Source organism: Mesobacterium pallidum, assembly GCF_019966535.1.
Taxonomy (GTDB): domain Bacteria; phylum Pseudomonadota; class Alphaproteobacteria; order Rhodobacterales; family Rhodobacteraceae; genus Mesobacterium; species Mesobacterium pallidum.
The window spans coordinates 3,472-21,916 of sequence record NZ_JAIMID010000022.1 but is presented as its reverse complement, the minus strand read 5'-3'; the positions used below and the strand labels follow the sequence as shown (position 1 = coordinate 21,916).

The 18,445-nt window shown below is 64.3% G+C and carries 12 protein-coding genes; 10 read left to right on the top strand and 2 right to left on the bottom strand.

Annotated elements, in window-relative coordinates:
• Positions 1 to 25 precede the first annotated feature (25 nt).
• From rplL to MF270_RS23540, 5 genes are all read left to right on the top strand, one after another.
• Positions 26 to 409, top strand: a complete 384-nt coding sequence (rplL, locus tag MF270_RS23560) for a 50S ribosomal protein L7/L12 (protein WP_238368194.1) — start codon at positions 26 to 28, stop codon at positions 407 to 409.
• 617 nt (positions 410 to 1,026) lie between these two features.
• The gene (gene rpoB / locus MF270_RS23555) at positions 1,027 to 5,163 is read left to right on the top strand and encodes a DNA-directed RNA polymerase subunit beta (RefSeq protein ID WP_238368193.1); all 4,137 of its coding nucleotides are present in this window, start codon (positions 1,027 to 1,029) and stop codon (positions 5,161 to 5,163) included.
• Between the two features lie 72 nt (positions 5,164 to 5,235).
• A complete protein-coding gene (rpoC, locus tag MF270_RS23550; protein ID WP_238368192.1) occupies positions 5,236 to 9,477 on the top strand; it encodes a DNA-directed RNA polymerase subunit beta' in 4,242 nt (1,413 codons plus the stop codon).
• Between the two features lie 124 nt (positions 9,478 to 9,601).
• Positions 9,602 to 10,465 (top strand): DMT family transporter, encoded by an 864-nt coding sequence (locus MF270_RS23545; RefSeq protein ID WP_238368191.1) that lies wholly within the window; start codon positions 9,602 to 9,604, stop codon positions 10,463 to 10,465.
• A gap of 136 nt (positions 10,466 to 10,601) precedes the next feature.
• Positions 10,602 to 11,408 carry a glycosyltransferase gene (locus tag MF270_RS23540; protein WP_238368190.1) on the top strand — a complete coding sequence of 269 codons (807 nt, stop codon included), beginning with the start codon at positions 10,602 to 10,604 and terminating at the stop codon, positions 11,406 to 11,408.
• Here MF270_RS23540 and MF270_RS23535 read toward each other — a convergent pair.
• Both MF270_RS23535 and MF270_RS23530 read right to left on the bottom strand, forming a co-directional pair.
• Positions 11,405 to 12,229 carry a glycosyltransferase gene (locus MF270_RS23535; protein WP_238368189.1) on the bottom strand — a complete coding sequence of 275 codons (825 nt, stop codon included), beginning with the start codon at positions 12,227 to 12,229 and terminating at the stop codon, positions 11,405 to 11,407. The genes MF270_RS23540 and MF270_RS23535 overlap by 4 nt on opposite strands.
• Positions 12,226 to 12,801, bottom strand: a complete 576-nt coding sequence (locus tag MF270_RS23530) for a hypothetical protein (RefSeq protein WP_238368188.1) — start codon at positions 12,799 to 12,801, stop codon at positions 12,226 to 12,228. Before MF270_RS23530 ends, MF270_RS23535 begins: the two co-directional genes overlap by 4 nt.
• Positions 12,802 to 13,145: 344 nt before the next feature.
• On the opposite strand from MF270_RS23530, the gene rpsL reads away from it, so the two are divergent.
• The 5 genes from rpsL (at position 13,146) to tuf (ending at position 18,327) form a co-directional block, all read left to right on the top strand.
• Positions 13,146 to 13,517 carry a 30S ribosomal protein S12 gene (gene rpsL, locus MF270_RS23525; protein ID WP_005862801.1) on the top strand — a complete coding sequence of 124 codons (372 nt, stop codon included), beginning with the start codon at positions 13,146 to 13,148 and terminating at the stop codon, positions 13,515 to 13,517.
• A 24-nt stretch (positions 13,518 to 13,541) separates the two neighbouring features.
• Positions 13,542 to 14,012 carry a 30S ribosomal protein S7 gene (rpsG, locus tag MF270_RS23520; protein ID WP_238368187.1) on the top strand — a complete coding sequence of 157 codons (471 nt, stop codon included), beginning with the start codon at positions 13,542 to 13,544 and terminating at the stop codon, positions 14,010 to 14,012.
• A gap of 174 nt (positions 14,013 to 14,186) precedes the next feature.
• A complete protein-coding gene (fusA, locus tag MF270_RS23515) occupies positions 14,187 to 16,310 on the top strand; it encodes an elongation factor G (RefSeq protein WP_238368186.1) in 2,124 nt (707 codons plus the stop codon).
• Positions 16,311 to 16,334: 24 nt separating this feature from the next.
• Positions 16,335 to 16,991, top strand: coding sequence for a sulfotransferase family 2 domain-containing protein (locus MF270_RS23510; RefSeq protein ID WP_238368185.1), 657 nt, complete (start codon positions 16,335 to 16,337; stop codon positions 16,989 to 16,991).
• Between the two features lie 160 nt (positions 16,992 to 17,151).
• Positions 17,152 to 18,327, top strand: coding sequence for an elongation factor Tu (tuf, locus tag MF270_RS23505; RefSeq protein ID WP_238368184.1), 1,176 nt, complete (start codon positions 17,152 to 17,154; stop codon positions 18,325 to 18,327).
• Positions 18,328 to 18,445 lie beyond the last annotated feature (118 nt).

Here is an 18,445-nt window from a genome sequence, read left to right as displayed (position 1 = left end):
ATCTGATAACGGAAAGAGCTGAAAAATGGCTGATCTGAAAGCACTTGCAGAGCAAATCGTGGGTCTGACCCTGCTCGAAGCACAAGAACTGAAAACCATCCTCAAGGACGAGTACGGCATCGAGCCCGCAGCCGGTGGCGCGGTCATGATGGCCGGCCCCGCAGGCGGCGCCGACGCCGGTGCAGCCGAAGAGGAACAGACCGAATTCGACGTCATCCTGAAGTCGGCCGGCGCCTCCAAGATCAACGTGATCAAGGAAGTCCGCGGCATCACCGGCCTGGGCCTGAAAGAAGCCAAGGAACTGGTGGAAGCCGGTGGCAAGGCCGTCAAGGAAGGCGTTTCGAAAGAAGAAGCCGAAGAGATCAAGAGCAAGCTGGAAGCAGCTGGCGCCGAGATCGAACTCAAGTAATCCCGGCCTTCGGGCTGGTTTACTGCGCAGGCGCTCCCGCATGGGGGCGCCTGTCTGCGTTTCGGCGCCCGCGCGATCGGCCGGATCCCGAGAGGTTTGGCCAGCCGGGGCAGGGGCCGCCCCATCGGTCGCGCCTGCTGATCCAGGCGCCGGGGCAGGGCCTTCCGGACGCCGGGCCGTGGCTGCGGGTCCCGACACTGCTTGACGCCCCCCCGCTTTTTTGCGATCTTTCACGAACGGTAGAGACGCATATCCCGACACTCATGGGGGTTGCGTCCGCGCGCTTTACCGAATAATTGAAAACCTCTGGCGGGTTCGAGCGATTCGAATCCGCTTTAGGCTGTTCAGTCAAAAGGAAGGGGCGCGCGCATTCTTGTCATGACTTGATAAGCCCCCGTATCCGGTCATCCTACCGGAAAATCGGCAAATTTCACCCGTCTCGGCAAGCCCTGTGCCCAGCAGCGCAGCGTTTCCCAAGGCTGGTCGACCTGATCGAGTGGCGCGCCGTGGGACGCGCGCCGAGAATGGATCTGGTCCCCGCCGTACCTGACATGAATGTCGCTGTGGCCCCGGCAGCGCGCATTCAGGCAGAGAAAAATCGAAAGGGTCCGCACCCCATGGCGCAAAGTTTCCTCGGTCAGAAACGCCTCCGCCGCTATTACGGCAAAATCCGCGAAGTCCTTGAAATGCCGAACCTCATCGAGGTTCAGAAAAGCTCGTACGACCTGTTCCTCAAGTCCGGCGACCAGCCGGTCCCGCTGGACGGCGAAGGCATCAAGGGCGTGTTCCAGTCGGTCTTCCCGATCAAGGACTTCAACGAGACGGCCGTGCTCGAGTTCGTGGACTACGAGCTGGAAAAACCCAAGTTCGACGTCGAGGAATGCCAGCAGCGCGACCTGACCTACAGTGCCCCGCTCAAGGTCACCCTGCGCCTGATCGTGTTCGATATCGATGAAGATACCGGCAACAAGTCGGTCAAGGACATCAAGGAACAGGACGTCTTCATGGGCGACATGCCCCTGATGACCCCGAACGGGACGTTCATCGTGAACGGCACCGAGCGCGTGATCGTGTCCCAGATGCACCGCAGCCCGGGCGTCTTCTTCGACCATGACAAGGGCAAGACGCACAGCTCGGGCAAGCTGCTGTTCGCCTGCCGCATCATTCCCTACCGCGGCTCCTGGCTCGACTTCGAATTCGACGCCAAGGACATCGTCTTTGCGCGCATCGACCGCCGCCGGAAGCTGCCGGTCACGACCCTGCTTTATGCGCTGGGTCTGGGCCAGGAAGCGATCATGGACGCCTATTACGAGACGGTGACCTACACCCTGCGCAAGGGCGAAGGCTGGGCGACCCAGTTCTTCCCCGAGCGGGTGCGCGGCACCCGTCCGACCTTTGACCTGGTCGATGCCGACACGGGCGAAGTGATCTGCGAGGCCGGCAAGAAGGTCACGCCGCGCGCCGTCAAGAAGATCATCGACGAGGGCAAGATCACCTCGCTGCTGGTTCCGTTCCAGTACATCGTCGGCAAGTACGCCTCGAAGGACATCATCAACGAGGAAACCGGCGCGATCTACGTCGAGGCCGGGGATGAGCTGACCTGGGAAGTCGACAAGGACGGCGACGTCACCGGCGGCACCCTGAAAGAGCTGCTGGACGCGGGCATCACCGAGATCCCGGTTCTTGACATCGACAACGTGAACGTCGGTCCGTACATGCGCAACACCATGGCGCAGGACAAGAACATGGACCGCAACAGCGCGCTCATGGACATCTACCGCGTCATGCGCCCGGGCGAGCCGCCGACCGTCGAGGCCGCGTCGAACCTGTTCGACACGCTGTTCTTCGATTCCGAACGTTACGACCTTTCGGCCGTGGGCCGGGTCAAGATGAACATGCGTCTCGCGCTCGACAAGCCGGACACCCAGCGCACGCTGGACCGCGAGGACATCGTGGCCTGCGTCAAGGCGCTGGTCGACCTGCGCGACGGCCGCGGCGACATCGACGACATCGACCACCTCGGCAACCGCCGGGTGCGTTCGGTCGGCGAGCTGATGGAAAACCAGTACCGCGTCGGCCTGCTGCGGATGGAGCGCGCGATCAAGGAACGCATGTCGTCGGTCGAGATCGACACCGTCATGCCGCAGGACCTGATCAACGCCAAGCCCGCCGCAGCCGCCGTGCGCGAATTCTTCGGCTCGAGCCAGCTGTCGCAGTTCATGGACCAGACCAACCCGCTCTCGGAAGTGACGCACAAGCGGCGCCTCTCGGCCCTCGGGCCGGGCGGTCTGACCCGCGAACGCGCCGGCTTCGAGGTGCGCGACGTGCACCCGACGCACTACGGCCGGATGTGCCCGATCGAAACGCCGGAAGGTCCGAACATCGGCCTGATCAACTCGCTCGCCACCTTTGCGCGGGTGAACAAGTACGGCTTTATCGAAACGCCCTACCGCGTCGTCAAGGACGGCACGGTCACGGACGAAGTGCACTACATGTCCGCGACCGAGGAAATGCGTCACACCGTGGCGCAGGCCAACGCCAACCTCGACGAGAACATGAAGTTCGTGAACGACCTCGTGTCGACCCGCCAGAACGGCGACTACACGCTTGCACCGAATGAATCGGTCGACCTGATCGACGTGTCGCCGAAACAGCTGGTGTCGGTCGCGGCCTCGCTGATCCCGTTCCTGGAAAACGACGACGCCAACCGCGCCCTGATGGGGTCGAACATGCAGCGCCAGGCGGTTCCGCTTCTGCGGGCCGAGGCGCCGCTGGTCGGCACCGGGATCGAGGAAAAGGTCGCCGTGGACTCGGGCGCGGCGATCCAGGCCGAGCGGGCCGGGATCGTCGACCAGATCGACGCGCAGCGGATCGTGATCCGCGCGACCGAAGACCTCGAACCCGGCGATCCGGGCGTCGACATCTACCGGATGCGCAAGTTCCAGCGGTCGAACCAGAACACCTGCATCAACCAGCGTCCGCTGGTGAAGGTGGGCGACAAGGTGATGAAGGGCGAAGTGATTGCCGACGGCCCCAGCACCGACATCGGTGAGCTGGCGCTGGGCAAGAACGTCGTCGTGGCCTTCATGCCCTGGAACGGCTACAACTACGAGGACTCGATCCTGATCTCCGAGCGCATCGCGCGCGACGACGTCTTCACCTCGATCCACATCGAGGAATTCGAAGTCGCTGCCCGTGACACCAAGCTCGGGCCGGAAGAGATCACCCGCGACATCCCCAACGTCGGCGAGGAAGCCCTGCGCAACCTCGACGAGGCCGGTATCGTCTACATCGGTGCGGACGTGGAGCCGGGAGACATCCTGGTCGGCAAGATCACCCCGAAGGGCGAAAGCCCGATGACGCCCGAGGAAAAGCTCCTCCGCGCCATCTTCGGCGAAAAGGCCAGTGACGTGCGCGACACCTCGCTGCGCGTGAAGCCGGGCGATTTCGGAACCGTGGTCGAGGTGCGCGTCTTCAACCGCCACGGCGTGGAAAAGGACGAACGTGCCCTCCAGATCGAGCGCGAAGAGATCGAGCGCCTGGCCCGTGACCGGGACGACGAGCTCGGCATTCTCGACCGCAACATCTATGCCCGTCTCAAGGACATCATCCTGGGCAAGATTGCGGTCAAGGGTCCCAAGGGCATCAAGTCCGGCACCCAGATCACCGACGAGGTGCTGGGCAGCCTGAGCCGTGGCCAGTGGTGGCAGCTTGCCCTCGAGGACGAGGACGATGCCAAGATCGTCGAGGCCCTGCACGAGCAGTACGAGATCCAGAAGCGTCACCTTGACGCGCGGTTCGAGGACAAGGTCGAGAAGGTCCGCCGTGGCGACGACCTGCCCCCGGGCGTGATGAAGATGGTCAAGGTCTTCGTCGCGGTGAAGCGCAAGCTGCAGCCGGGCGACAAGATGGCCGGCCGTCACGGCAACAAGGGTGTCGTCAGCCGCGTGGTTCCGATGGAAGACATGCCCTTCCTCGGGGACGGCACGCCGGTCGACCTCTGCCTCAACCCGCTGGGCGTGCCGTCGCGCATGAACGTCGGCCAGATCCTCGAGACCCACATGGGCTGGGCCGCGCGCGGCCTCGGCCTCAAGGTGGACGATGCGCTGGGTGACTACCGCCGCACGGGCGACCTGACCCCGGTCCGCGAAGCGATGCGTCTTGCCTATGGCGACGACGTCTACGCCGAGGGCATCGAGGGCATGGAAGAGGATCAGCTGATCGAGGCGGCGTCCAACGTCACCCGCGGTGTGCCGATCGCGACTCCGGTCTTCGACGGTGCCAAGGAAGGCGACGTGAACGACGCGCTGACCCGCGCCGGGTTCGACCAGAGCGGCCAGTCGGTTCTGTACGACGGCCGCACGGGTGAGCAGTTCAGCCGCAAGGTGACGGTGGGTGTGAAGTACCTGCTGAAGCTGCACCACCTGGTGGACGACAAGATCCACGCGCGCTCGACCGGGCCTTACAGCCTCGTCACCCAGCAGCCGCTGGGCGGCAAGGCGCAGTTCGGTGGCCAGCGCTTCGGGGAGATGGAGGTCTGGGCGCTGGAAGCCTATGGCGCCGCCTACACCCTGCAGGAAATGCTGACCGTCAAGTCGGACGACGTGGCCGGCCGGACCAAGGTCTACGAAAGCATCGTCAAGGGCGAGGACAACTTCGAGGCGGGTGTTCCCGAGAGCTTCAACGTGCTCGTGAAGGAAGTCCGCGGCCTCGGCCTGAACATGGAACTCCTGGACGCGGAGGAGGAGGAGTAACGCCCGTTGCTCCGGGGCGGCCCGCCCGGTCGCCCCATCCTCTCTCTTCGCCCTGTCATCTAAGGAATCGACATGAACCAGGAACTGACGAACAACCCGTTCAACCCGCTGACCCCGCCGAAGGTGTTCGACGAGATCAAGGTCAGCCTTGCCTCGCCCGAACGGATCCTCTCGTGGTCCTACGGCGAGATCAAGAAGCCCGAGACGATCAACTACCGGACCTTCAAGCCCGAGCGCGACGGCCTGTTCTGCGCCCGCATCTTCGGGCCGATCAAGGATTACGAGTGCCTCTGCGGCAAGTACAAGCGGATGAAGTATCGCGGCGTCGTCTGCGAGAAATGCGGCGTGGAAGTCACGCTGCAGAAGGTCCGCCGCGAGCGCATGGGCCATATCGAGCTGGCGGCCCCGGTCGCCCACATCTGGTTCCTCAAGTCGCTGCCCAGCCGCATCGGCCTGATGCTGGACATGACCCTGCGCGACCTCGAGCGTATTCTCTACTTCGAGAACTACGTGGTGACCGAGCCGGGCCTGACCGATCTCAACTACGGCCAGCTGCTGACCGAGGATGAATTCCTCGACGCGCAGGACCACTACGGCATGGACGCCTTCACGGCGAACATCGGCGCCGAGGCCATCCGCGAGATGCTCGCCCAGATCGACCTCGAGTCCGAGGCCGAGACCCTGCGCGCCGATCTTGCCGAGGCCACGGGCGAGCTGAAGCCCAAGAAGATCATCAAGCGCCTCAAGGTGGTGGAATCCTTCCTGGAATCCGGCAACCGCCCGGAATGGATGATCATGACCGTCGTGCCGGTGATCCCGCCGGAACTGCGCCCGCTGGTCCCGCTGGACGGCGGCCGGTTCGCCACGTCGGACCTGAACGACCTCTATCGTCGTGTGATCAACCGGAACAACCGTCTCAAGCGCCTGATCGAGCTGCGCGCGCCCGACATCATCGTGCGCAACGAAAAGCGGATGTTGCAGGAATCGGTCGACGCGCTGTTCGACAACGGCCGTCGCGGCCGCGTCATCACCGGCGCCAACAAGCGTCCGCTCAAGTCGCTGTCGGACATGCTCAAGGGCAAGCAGGGCCGCTTCCGCCAGAACCTTCTGGGCAAGCGGGTCGACTTCTCGGGCCGGTCCGTGATCGTGACCGGGCCGGAACTGAAACTGCACCAGTGCGGTCTGCCCAAGAAGATGGCGCTCGAGCTCTTCAAGCCGTTCATCTACTCGCGGCTCGAGGCCAAGGGCCTCAGCTCGACCGTGAAGCAGGCGAAGAAGCTGGTCGAGAAAGAGCGCCCCGAGGTCTGGGACATCCTCGACGAGGTGATCCGCGAGCACCCGGTCATGCTGAACCGCGCGCCGACGCTGCACCGTCTGGGCATCCAGGCGTTCGAACCCACGCTGATCGAGGGCAAGGCGATCCAGCTGCACCCGCTGGTCTGCTCGGCCTTCAACGCCGACTTCGACGGTGACCAGATGGCCGTGCACGTCCCGCTGAGCCTCGAGGCGCAGCTGGAAGCGCGCGTGCTGATGATGTCGACGAACAACGTTCTGTCGCCCGCCAACGGCGCGCCGATCATCGTTCCGTCGCAGGACATGATCCTCGGTCTCTACTACACGACCATCATGCGCGAAGGCATGAAGGGCGAGGGCATGGCCTTCTCGAACATCGAGGAAGTCGAGCACGCCCTGAACGCCGGCGAAGTCCATCTGCATGCCCGCGTCACCGCGCGGATTCCGCAGATCGACGAGGAAGGCAACGAGGTGTTCCAGCGCTTCGAAACCACCCCCGGACGGGTCCGCCTTGGCGCGCTGCTGCCGCAGAACGCCAAGGCCCCGTTCGAGCTGGTCAACCGTCTTCTGCGCAAGAAGGAAGTGCAGCAGGTCATCGACACCGTCTACCGCTACTGCGGCCAGAAGGAATCGGTCATCTTCTGTGACCAGATCATGGGCATGGGCTTCCGCGAAGCGTTCAAGGCCGGCATCAGCTTTGGCAAGGACGACATGGTGATCCCCGACACCAAGTGGGAGATCGTCGAGGAGACCCGCGACCAGGTGAAGGATTTCGAGCAGCAGTACATGGACGGCCTGATCACCCAGGGCGAAAAGTACAACAAGGTCGTGGATGCCTGGTCGAAGTGCAACGACAAGGTCACCGAGGCCATGATGTCGACCATCTCGGCCGAGCGCCGGGACGAGAACGGCGCCGAAGAGGAGCCGAACTCGGTCTACATGATGGCGCACTCCGGTGCCCGTGGCTCGGTCACGCAGATGAAGCAGCTGGGCGGGATGCGCGGCCTGATGGCGAAGCCGAACGGCGACATCATCGAGACGCCGATCATCTCGAACTTCAAGGAAGGCCTGACCGTTCTTGAATACTTCAACTCGACCCACGGCGCCCGGAAGGGCCTGTCGGACACCGCTTTGAAGACGGCGAACTCGGGCTACCTGACCCGCCGCCTGGTGGACGTGGCGCAGGACTGCATCGTGCGGATGAAGGATTGCGGCACCGAGAACGGGATCACGGTCGAAGCGGCCGTGAACGACGGCGAAATCGTCGCCTCGATCGGCGAGCGCCTGCTGGGCCGCGTCATCGCGGACGATCTTTTCGTGCCGGGCACGGAACAGATCCTGGCCCGTGCCGGTGAGTTGATCGACGAACGCATGGCCGATGCCATCGAGGAGGCGGGCGTTCCGTCGACCCGTGTCCGTTCGGCCCTGACCTGCGAGGCCGAGGAGGGCGTCTGCGCCATGTGCTACGGTCGTGACCTTGCCCGCGGGACCATGGTGAACGTCGGCGAAGCGGTGGGTATCATCGCGGCGCAGTCGATCGGTGAGCCCGGCACCCAGCTGACGATGCGGACCTTCCACATCGGCGGCGTGGCGCAGGGTGGTCAGCAGTCGTTCCTCGAGGCCAGCCAGGAAGGCAAGGTCGTGTTCGAGAACGCCAACACGTTGCAGAACACCAACGGCGAAATGCTTGTCATGGGCCGCAACATGAAGCTGCTGATCGTCGACGAGACTGGCGAACAGCGGGCCAGCCACAAGCTGGGCTACGGCTCCAAGCTCTTCGTCACCGAAGGGCAGGACGTGGCGCGCGGCGACAAGCTGTTCGAATGGGACCCGTATACCCTGCCGATCATCGCCGAGGCCGACGCCATGGCCAAGCATGTGGACCTGACCAACGGAGTGTCCTATCGCGAGGACACCGACGATGCGACTGGCATGACGCAGAAGATCGTGACCGACTGGCGCGCCGCGCCGAAAGGCAACGAGCTGAAGCCCGAGATCATCCTGGTGGGCGAAGACGGCGAACCGGTGCGCAACGCGGCCGGCAACCCGATCACCTACCCGATGTCGGTGGACGCCATCCTGTCCTGCGAAGACGGTCAGGACGTCAAGGCCGGTGACGTCGTCGCTCGGATCCCGCGCGAAGGCGCGAAGACCAAGGACATCACCGGTGGTCTGCCGCGTGTGGCCGAACTCTTCGAGGCGCGTCGTCCCAAGGACCACGCGATCATCGCCGAGATCGACGGGTACGTGCGGTTCGGGAAGGACTACAAGAACAAGCGTCGCATCGCGATCGAGCCGTCGGACGAGTCGATGGAAAAGGTCGAGTACATGGTGCCCAAGGGCAAGCACATCCCGGTGGTCGAAGGCGACTTCGTCCAGAAGGGTGACTACATCATGGACGGCAACCCGGCGCCGCACGACATCCTCGCCATCATGGGGATCGAGGCGCTGGCCGAGTACATGATCGACGAGGTGCAGGAGGTCTATCGTCTGCAGGGCGTGAAGATCAACGACAAGCACATCGAAGTCATCGTGCGCCAGATGCTCAAGAAGTGGGAGATCTCGGACAGCGGCGAGACCACGCTGCTCAAGGGCGAACACGTCGAGAAGGTCGAACTGGACGAGGCCAACGAAAAGGCCATCGCCCGCGGTGGTCGTCCGGCCACGGGTCAGCCCGTGCTGCTGGGGATCACCAAGGCGTCGCTCCAGACCCGGTCCTTCATGTCGGCGGCCTCGTTCCAGGAGACGACCCGCGTGCTCACCGAGGCCTCGGTCCAGGGCAAGCGCGACCGGCTCATCGGCCTCAAGGAGAACATCCTTGTCGGCCGCCTGATCCCGGCCGGTACCGGCGGTGCCACGCAGAACGTGCGCAAGATCGCGCGGTCGCGTGACAACGTGGTGATCGAGGCGCGCCGCGAGGAAGCGGCAGCCGCCGCGGCCCTGGCGGCCCCGACCGATGACATCATCGGCGAGGACATGGGCGACAGCGGACTGGTGGAAACGCCGGAAAGCCGCGATTGATCGCGGGCCTGACCTGACAAGATGCGGAACGGCGGGGGTTTTCGCCGCCGTTTCCTTTTTGGCCCCTTGCCCCGGCGCGGGGCATGGTGTTCGGCTGGCGCCGTTGGAAAGACGGGGGGCGGCCATGCAATCGGAAAACCTGCGCGGCGCGCTGCTCATGGTGCTCTCCATGCTGGGGTTCACCCTGTCCGACGCCTGCATGAAGGCGCTTGGGGCGGACCTGCCGCTCTACCAGCTGCTGGCGCTGCGTGGGGCCCTCGCATCGGCGCTGATCGTAGCCATCGCCTGGCGGGCAGGGGCCTTGCGGCTCAGGTTCCCGGCCCGCGACTGGCGGCTGTTGGGCTGGCGCAGCCTGGCCGAGGTGGGCGAGACCTGGTTCTTCCTCTCCGCCCTGCTGCACATGCCGCTGGCCAACGTGACCGCGCTGCTGCAACTGCTGCCCCTCACGGTCACCCTGGCCGGGGCCTTGTTCCTGGGCGAACGTCTGGGCTGGCGGCGGATGAGCGCCATCGGCATCGGCTTTTGCGGCATGCTGCTGATCGTGCGGCCCGGGACCGAGGGGTTCAACATCTACACGCTTTACGCTCTTGCCGCCGTGGCGCTGGTCACCCTGCGCGACATCACCACGCGGCAATTGTCGCGGCAGGTGCCGACCCTGCTGGTGACGGTCACGGCCTTTGTCTCGGTCACGCTGTTTGGCGCGGTCGGCAGCCTTGGCATCGAATGGCAGCCGCTGACGGGCCGGCACTGGCTGCTGATCCTCGCCTCGGCCGGTTTCCTGATCGCCGCCTTCGGGGGCATCATCACCGCCATGCGGATGGGAGAACTGGGCGCGATCACCCCCTTCCGCTACACCGGCCTGGTCTGGGCGCTGGCACTCGGCTGGGTTGCCTTCGGCGAATGGCCGGCGACGCTGACCCTGGTCGGCGCGGCGATCATCGCGGCGACGGGGGTCTTTACCCTCTGGCGCGAACGGCAGGTGGGGTGAAACCCCACCCTACGGCCAGCATGTAGGGTGGGGTTATACCCCACCGGCCACAGCCCCGGATTTTCGCGCCGCGCGGGGCTTTCCATCCCGCCCCCGCGCATGTTTCCTGTCCCCAAAGGCGAGAGGCGACATCGACATGGCGATCACCACAAAGACCATCGGCCTGCTGCGGTTCTCGGTGCTGACGCCCGATTACTACGCCGGCGGCGACCCGGATATCGACAAGATCGCCGCGCATCTCTTTTCGCCCGAGCGGATGGAGCTGCGCTTTCGCCTCTTCGAAAAGCTCTGCCTGCCGTCCCTGACGAGCCAGAGCGATCCCGATTTCGAGATGATCATCCTCACCGCCGAAAGCCTGCCGCCGCAGCACATGGCGCGTCTGCTGGACCTGCTGGAGCCCTTTCCGAACCTGCATTGCATGCCGGTCGGCCCGTCGAACCATTACAAGCTGCTGCAAGAGGCCTATGCCGCCGTGCCCCTGCGCGGCGCCAGTCACAAGATCGTCTTCCGGCTGGATGACGACGACGCGGTGGACCGGGATTTCATCAAGCGGACCAAGCACCTGGCCCAGGGGATGATCCCGCTGCTGGGGCGCAAGACGCCCTTCATCATCGCCTATAACCGGGGCTTCTACGTGCGCACGACCGGCAAGGAGGTCGAGATCTTCGACGCCTGCGAAAAGGCGCCGCTGTCGACGGGCACCTCGCTGGTGACGCGGGCCGGGGACGGGGCCAACCCCTACCGGTTCAACCACCGCAAGCTGGCGCAGCATTTCAACGTTCTGACCGATATCTCGGTGCCGTCCTTCGTGCGCACGGTCCACGGCGACAACAAGTCGAACCCGACGCAGATGGGCATCACCCACAAGATGAAGCCCGACCAGATCGAGGCCGCGCTGAACCGCCATTTCGGGCTCAGCATCGACGCGCTGAAGGCGCTTTAGACCGCGGCGCGCAGGGCGGCGAGGTCCAGCGCGAAGTCGCGGCGCAGGATCTCTTCGTCTTCAGGAGTGGCGGGCGACAGCTTTTCGCGGCTGACGTTCTTGCCGCTGCGGGAATCGTTGAAATCGTTGTAGCCGCGCAGCCACATGTCGGGCGCCGGATCGCTGAGCACGGGGATGTTCCGCGCCAGCTTGTTGTGGCTGAAGTTGAAGATCGAGCGCCGCTCGCCCTTGCGCAGATGGACGCCCAGGGCGAGGCCGATCTGCGGATAGACATCGCGGCGCAGGGCGATGCCCCCGGCGTCGATCCGGGCCTGGATGCCGGTGTTGAAATCGAAGCCCACGATGCGGTGCCGCTCGAGCAGGCCGGGGCAATCGGCTGCCATCTCGCGCAGCTTTTCGACGAAGCGGATGTTCACCGCGTCGTCGTCGTCGTGGCGGAATTGCAGGCAGGCGGTGTCCGTCCCGCCGCGCAACGCGGTCAGCGCGTCGCGCATCACCTCGCGGTGGTTCTGCCAGGGCGGCGTCGGCATGACGACGCATTGCGGCACCGGTTCGGTCACGTCTAGCAGCCGGGCCATGTACGCCTCGGGCAGGCACTCGTCCACCACGATGCCAAGGGTGAAGTCGCCATCCGTCTGGGCGGCGATCCCCGGCAGGCAGAGATGTTCGAACAGGCGGAACCGCTCTTCCATCCGGGCGGGGTCGTACAGATAGGCCCGGCGGGTCCCGAGGTCGTCATGTTCGACCTGGAACCCGCCCTCGGCCGGGTAGGAAAACCGGCACAGGCCAAAGACCGGCAGATGCGGTCCGCGGGGGCTCATTCCGCGTAGAACTCGCCGTCGGTGATGGTGAAATCGATGTCGCCGCGGCCAAAGCCGCTGACGTCGCCCGTGATCGTGTCGGCGGCGGCCGTGTTGCTGCGGAAGGTGCCGTTCAGGTTGACGGTGGCGCGGGTGTCGCCCTCGAACCCGGAATCGACACCGGTCAGCGTGCCGGTGCCGGTGGCCGACATGTCGTTGCCGAAGACGGACCCGTTCAGTCGGATCGATCCGTCCAGTTTCTGATCCGGCGTGCCATCGCTGTCGAAGGCGTTGATGTTGTGAACCCGGCCCGAGATCGCCCCGGTGTCGAAGGTCGCGCTGAGGTCGAGATCGGCCAGGACGGAGCCGTCGGTATCGCCGTCGATATCGGCCGACAGGCGGCCCTTGTAATCGGCGGTGCCCGTCGTCGGCATGTCCGCGGTGGCGGTTTCGGGCAGGCCGTCGAGCGCAAGATAGCGGACCTTGGAGGCGATCACGTCGGTTTCGTCGAAGGTCGGCGGAATCGGCTCGGCGCAGGCGGAGAGCAGGCCGAGCGCACCAATGGAAATCGTGGATTTGATGATGGTATTCATTGGACTGTCCCGTGTAAATCTACGCCGACCATAGCCCGGGTTCGCCGGACGACGCTACCGCTATGATACGGGCGCGCACCCGGCACGGGGGCAGTGTTGACAGCTTGGACGACTCTGTCTATTACGCGCGACTATCCGGCACAGGTCCCTCCTTTGCCGCACCCGAAATGACCTGATCAAGATCCGGCCACCTACCGGCCCGATCCTCTGTAAGCTCAAGCCGCTGTGTTGTCCCCGGTACGGAAACGCAGGCGGCCAAAACCTTTTGCGGGGGTCTGTTCCCGCAGCCTGAATCGCAGGGCCCCGGCCCTGCAAAACGACAGTTGATAACGGGAAGAGACCCTATGCCAACGATCCAGCAGCTGATCCGCAAGCCGCGGCAGCCGAAAGTCAAGCGCTCCAAGTCGCAGCACCTCGAGCAATGCCCCCAGAAGCGCGGCGTCTGCACGCGCGTCTACACCACCACCCCGAAGAAGCCGAACTCGGCCATGCGGAAAGTCGCCAAGGTGCGCCTGACCAACGGCTACGAGGTCATCTCGTACATCCCCGGTGAAAGCCACAACCTGCAGGAACACTCCGTGGTCCTGATCCGCGGCGGCCGGGTGAAAGACCTTCCGGGTGTCCGTTACCACATCCTGCGCGGTGTTCTGGATACCCAGGGCGTCAAGGACCGGAAGCAGCGCCGTTCGAAGTACGGCGCGAAGCGTCCCAAGTAAGCTCACCTACAAGAGGATACGGATATGTCCCGTCGTCACGCCGCAGAGAAGCGCGAAGTCCTGCCCGACGCCAAGTATGGTGATCGCGTCCTGACCAAGTTCATGAACAACCTGATGTACCACGGCAAGAAGTCGACCGCAGAGCGGATCGTCTACAGCGCGCTCGATCGCGTCGAAGCCAAGGTCAAGCGCGCCCCCGTGGAGCTGTTCCACGAAGCGCTGGACAACATCAAGCCGTCGGTCGAAGTCCGGTCGCGCCGCGTTGGCGGTGCCACCTACCAGGTGCCCGTCGAAGTGCGCCCCGAGCGCCGCGAAGCCCTGGCCATCCGCTGGCTGATCAACGCCTCGCGCGCCCGCAACGAGAACACGATGGAAGAGCGTCTGGCCGCCGAGCTGATCGACGCCGTCCAGTCGCGCGGTGCCGCCGTTAAAAAGCGCGAAGACACCCACAAGATGGCCGATGCCAACAAGGCGTTCAGCCACTACCGCTGGTAAGCTTTTCGGGCGGCCCCCTGCCGGGCCGCCCATCCGCCGTCATGACGGTTTGATGACGTTGCCGATCGGCGCCACCGCGCCCGTTCCGGCAAACTCCGCCATCGGACGGCTTGAATTCTTCCCGTGCGAGGGCTAGCCGCCCGCGCAGAGATCATCCGACAAGGATCACAGACAATGGCACGCGATTATCCGCTCCAACGTTACCGCAACTTCGGGATCATGGCGCATATCGATGCAGGCAAGACGACCTGCTCGGAACGCATCCTGTTCTACACCGGCAAATCCCACAACATCGGTGAGGTGCACGACGGTGCCGCCACCATGGACTGGATGGAGCAGGAGCAGGAACGCGGCATCACGATCACCTCGGCTGCGACCACGACCTTCTGGCAGCGCCAGGAAGAGCCGACCGCCGAGGGCACGTCGGACACCAAGTACCGCATGAACATCATCGACACCCCCGGCCACGTCGACTTCACCATCGAAGTCGAACGCTCGCTGGCCGTGCTCGACGGTGCGGTTGCCGTTCTCGACGCCAACGCCGGCGTCGAACCGCAGACCGAAACCGTGTGGCGTCAGGCTGACCGCTACAAGGTTCCGCGCATCGTGTTCGTCAACAAGATGGACAAGATCGGCGCCGACTTCTTCAACTGCGTCCGCATGATCGAGGACCGCACCGGCGCGACCGCCGTGCCCGTCGGCATCCCGATCGGTGCAGAGAACGAGCTGGAAGGCCTGATCGACCTCGTCACCATGGAAGAGTGGCTGTGGCAGGGTGAAGACCTGGGCGCGTCCTGGATCAAGGCCCCCGTCCGCGACAGCCTCAAGGACATGGCCGAAGAGTGGCGCGGCAAGATGATCGAGAACGCCGTCGAGATGGACGACGATGCGATGGAAGCCTACCTGGAAGGCGAAGAGCCCGACGTCGACACCCTGCGCAAACTGCTGCGCAAGGGCACGCTGTCGCTGTCCTTCGTTCCGGTCCTGGGCGGCTCGGCGTTTAAGAACAAGGGTGTCCAGCCGCTGCTGAACGCCGTGATCGACTACCTGCCCAGCCCGCTGGACGTGGTCGACTACATGGGCTTCAGCCCCGATGACGAGACCGAAGAGCGCAACATCGCCCGCCGTGCGGACGACAACATGCCCTTCGCCGGCCTCGCGTTCAAGATCATGAACGACCCCTTCGTCGGCTCGCTGACCTTCGTCCGGATCTACTCGGGCCACCTTGCCAAGGGTGACACGATGCAGAACTCGACCAAGGGCAAGAAAGAGCGCGTCGGTCGCATGATGATGATGCACTCGAACAACCGCGAAGAGATCGACGAGGCCTGGGCCGGCGACATCATCGCCCTGGGCGGCCTGAAGGACACCACCACCGGTGACACCCTGTGCGATCCCAAGGCGCAGGTGGTGCTGGAAACGATGACCTTCCCCGATCCGGTGATCGAGATCGCCATCGAGCCCAAGACCAAGGGCGACCAGGAGAAGATGTCCCAGGGCCTGCAGCGGCTTGCCGCCGAAGACCCGTCCTTCCGCGTCGAGACCGACATCGAGTCGGGCCAGACCATCATGAAGGGCATGGGCGAACTTCACCTCGACATCCTCGTCGACCGTCTGCGTCGCGAGTTCAAGGTCGAGGCCAACGTCGGCGCGCCGCAGGTGGCTTACCGCGAGACCATCGGTCACGAGATCGAGCACACCTACACCCACAAGAAACAGTCGGGTGGCTCGGGCCAGTTCGCCGAGGTCAAGCTGATCATCTCCCCGACAGAGCCGGGCGAAGGCTATTCCTTCGAGTCGCGCATCGTCGGCGGTACCGTGCCCAAGGAATACATCCCGGGCGTTGAAAAGGGCATCAAGTCGGTCATGGACTCCGGTCCGCTGGCAGGCTTCCCGGTGATCGACTTCAAGGTCGCGCTGATCGACGGCAAGTTCCACGACGTGGACTCGAGCGTTCTGGCGTTCGAAATCGCGGCGCGGATGGCCATGCGTGAAGGTCTGCGGAAAGCCGGCGCCAAGCTGCTGGAACCGATGATGAAGGTCGAAGTGATCACGCCGGAGGAATACACCGGCAGCATCATCGGCGACCTGACCTCGCGTCGGGGCCAGGTGTCGGGTCAGGAAAACCGCGGCAACGCGATCGCGATCAACGCCTTCGTGCCGCTGGCCAACATGTTCGGTTACATCAACACCCTGCGCTCCATGTCCTCGGGCCGCGCGCAGTTCACGATGCAGTTCGACCATTACGATCCGGTGCCGCAGAACATCTCGGACGAGATCCAGAAAAAATACGCCTGATCTTTCAGGCGGAAGGGACTCGACATGCCGATCATAGAGCGGGAAGCGAAGGTCGCGTATTACCCTATGCACAAGTGCGGGAATACGACGATAAAGCAGGCGATCTACGAGATCGAGCATGGCGAGCCCTGGATGCCGGACTCGACCAGCAAGTCGGATGACATGGCGATCCACCGTGTCTATCCGACGAACTGGTCGCCCTTCGAACGACTGGAAGGGCCCGACCGGGCAGAGCTCTTCTGCTTTGCCATCGTGCGGGACCCGGTGTCGCGCCTGTTGTCGCTTTACCTCGACAAGGTGGTGGACATGAAAATGCACATGCGGGGGCGCAATCGCGGCCTCGCAGAGGAACTGGGCCTGGTCGCGGACCCGACCTTCCCGGAATTCCTGGACCGGCTCGACGATTACGGCGAATGCCACCCGACTATCGGGTCGCATATCGAACCGCTCTCGACCTTCCTGGGGACCGATGCGTCCTACTACGACCGGGTCTACAACATGCGCGAGATCCCAGAGGCGCTCGCGATGCTGAGCGAACGGTCCGGCGTCGAGCTCGACGTCGGGCAGCGCACCAACAAGACCCGTGTCGACGGGCCGCGTTACGAGGTCAGCGCAGAAGACCGCGCCTGGCTCGAAAAGGCCTTTGCCGAGGATTACGAGATCTTCGGCGACTATTTCTGACCCGGGCGGGCCCTCGTGCCCGGCCGGTCAGCGCCTTTGTCGCCCGCCGTGGCGAAGGCACCGACGACCGCGCCCGGGATGACACGATCCCCGGCCTCCGGATGAACTGGACTGAAACGGGACCTGGTGCCGTTTTCGAAAAAGCAAGAGGAGCCAGACCATGGCGAAACAAAAGTTTGAACGCGGCAAACCGCACTGCAACATCGGCACGATCGGTCACGTTGACCACGGCAAGACGACGCTGACGGCTGCGATCACGAAGTACTTCGGCGAATTCCGCGCCTATGACCAGATCGACGGCGCGCCCGAAGAGAAGGCCCGCGGGATCACCATCTCGACCGCGCACGTGGAATACGAGACCGAGGCGCGTCACTACGCCCACGTCGATTGCCCCGGCCACGCCGACTACGTCAAGAACATGATCACCGGTGCCGCCCAGATGGACGGCGCGATCCTGGTCGTGAACGCCGCCGACGGCCCGATGCCGCAAACGCGCGAGCACATCCTGCTGGGCCGCCAGGTGGGCATCCCCGCCATGGTCGTGTTCCTGAACAAGGTCGACCAGGTGGACGACGAGGAACTGCTCGAGCTGGTCGAGATGGAAGTGCGCGAGCTTCTGTCGGCCTACGACTTCCCCGGCGACGACATTCCGATCATCGCAGGCTCGGCCCTGGCGGCGATGGAAGGGCGTGACCCGGAGATCGGCGAGAACAAGATCCGCGAACTGATGGCGGCCGTGGACGAGTACATCCCGCAGCCGGCCCGCGCCGTGGACCAGCCGTTCCTGATGCCGATCGAGGACGTGTTCTCGATTTCCGGCCGCGGCACCGTGGTGACCGGCCGCGTCGAGCGTGGCGTGATCAACGTGGGCGACGAGATCGAGATCATCGGCATCCGCGACACCAAGAAGACGACCTGCACGGGCGTCGAGATGTTCCGCAAGCTGCTGGACCGCGGTGAAGCCGGCGACAACATCGGCGCGCTGCTGCGCGGCGTCGACCGTGAGGGCGTCGAGCGCGGCCAGGTTCTCTGCAAGCCGGGTTCGGTCACGCCGCACACCGACTTCGAGTGCGAGGTCTACATCCTGACGAAGGAAGAAGGCGGCCGTCACACGCCGTTCTTCAAGAACTACCGTCCGCAGTTCTACTTCCGGACCACCGACGTGACCGGGACCGTGACGCTGCCGGAAGGCACCGAGATGGTGATGCCGGGCGACAACCTGAAGTTCAACGTCGAGCTGATCGCCCCGATCGCGATGGAAGAAGGCCTGCGCTTCGCCATCCGCGAAGGCGGCCGGACCGTCGGCTCGGGCGTGGTCTCGAAGATCCTGAAGTAATCACGGCTTCGCCGAGATTACTTCAGTGGGCGGCAGTCGTCTTTGCTCTGCAAAGGCGATGAGAGCCCACCCGGTCGAGTAAAGCAAAGGGCGCCCCAAAAGGGCGCCCTTTCGCTTT

Coding starts and splice junctions, on each gene's coding strand:
- rpsG (WP_238368187.1), top strand. CDS start 13,542: ATGTCCCGTCGTCACGCCGCAGAGAAGCGCGAAGTCCTGCCCGACGCC.
- rpoC (WP_238368192.1), top strand. CDS start 5,236: ATGAACCAGGAACTGACGAACAACCCGTTCAACCCGCTGACCCCGCCG.
- MF270_RS23510 (WP_238368185.1), top strand. CDS start 16,335: ATGCCGATCATAGAGCGGGAAGCGAAGGTCGCGTATTACCCTATGCAC.
- MF270_RS23540 (WP_238368190.1), top strand. CDS start 10,602: ATGGCGATCACCACAAAGACCATCGGCCTGCTGCGGTTCTCGGTGCTG.
- rpsL (WP_005862801.1), top strand. CDS start 13,146: ATGCCAACGATCCAGCAGCTGATCCGCAAGCCGCGGCAGCCGAAAGTC.
- MF270_RS23530 (WP_238368188.1), bottom strand. CDS start 12,801: ATGAATACCATCATCAAATCCACGATTTCCATTGGTGCGCTCGGCCTG.
- fusA (WP_238368186.1), top strand. CDS start 14,187: ATGGCACGCGATTATCCGCTCCAACGTTACCGCAACTTCGGGATCATG.
- MF270_RS23535 (WP_238368189.1), bottom strand. CDS start 12,229: ATGAGCCCCCGCGGACCGCATCTGCCGGTCTTTGGCCTGTGCCGGTTT.
- tuf (WP_238368184.1), top strand. CDS start 17,152: ATGGCGAAACAAAAGTTTGAACGCGGCAAACCGCACTGCAACATCGGC.
- MF270_RS23545 (WP_238368191.1), top strand. CDS start 9,602: ATGCAATCGGAAAACCTGCGCGGCGCGCTGCTCATGGTGCTCTCCATG.
- rpoB (WP_238368193.1), top strand. CDS start 1,027: ATGGCGCAAAGTTTCCTCGGTCAGAAACGCCTCCGCCGCTATTACGGC.
- rplL (WP_238368194.1), top strand. CDS start 26: ATGGCTGATCTGAAAGCACTTGCAGAGCAAATCGTGGGTCTGACCCTG.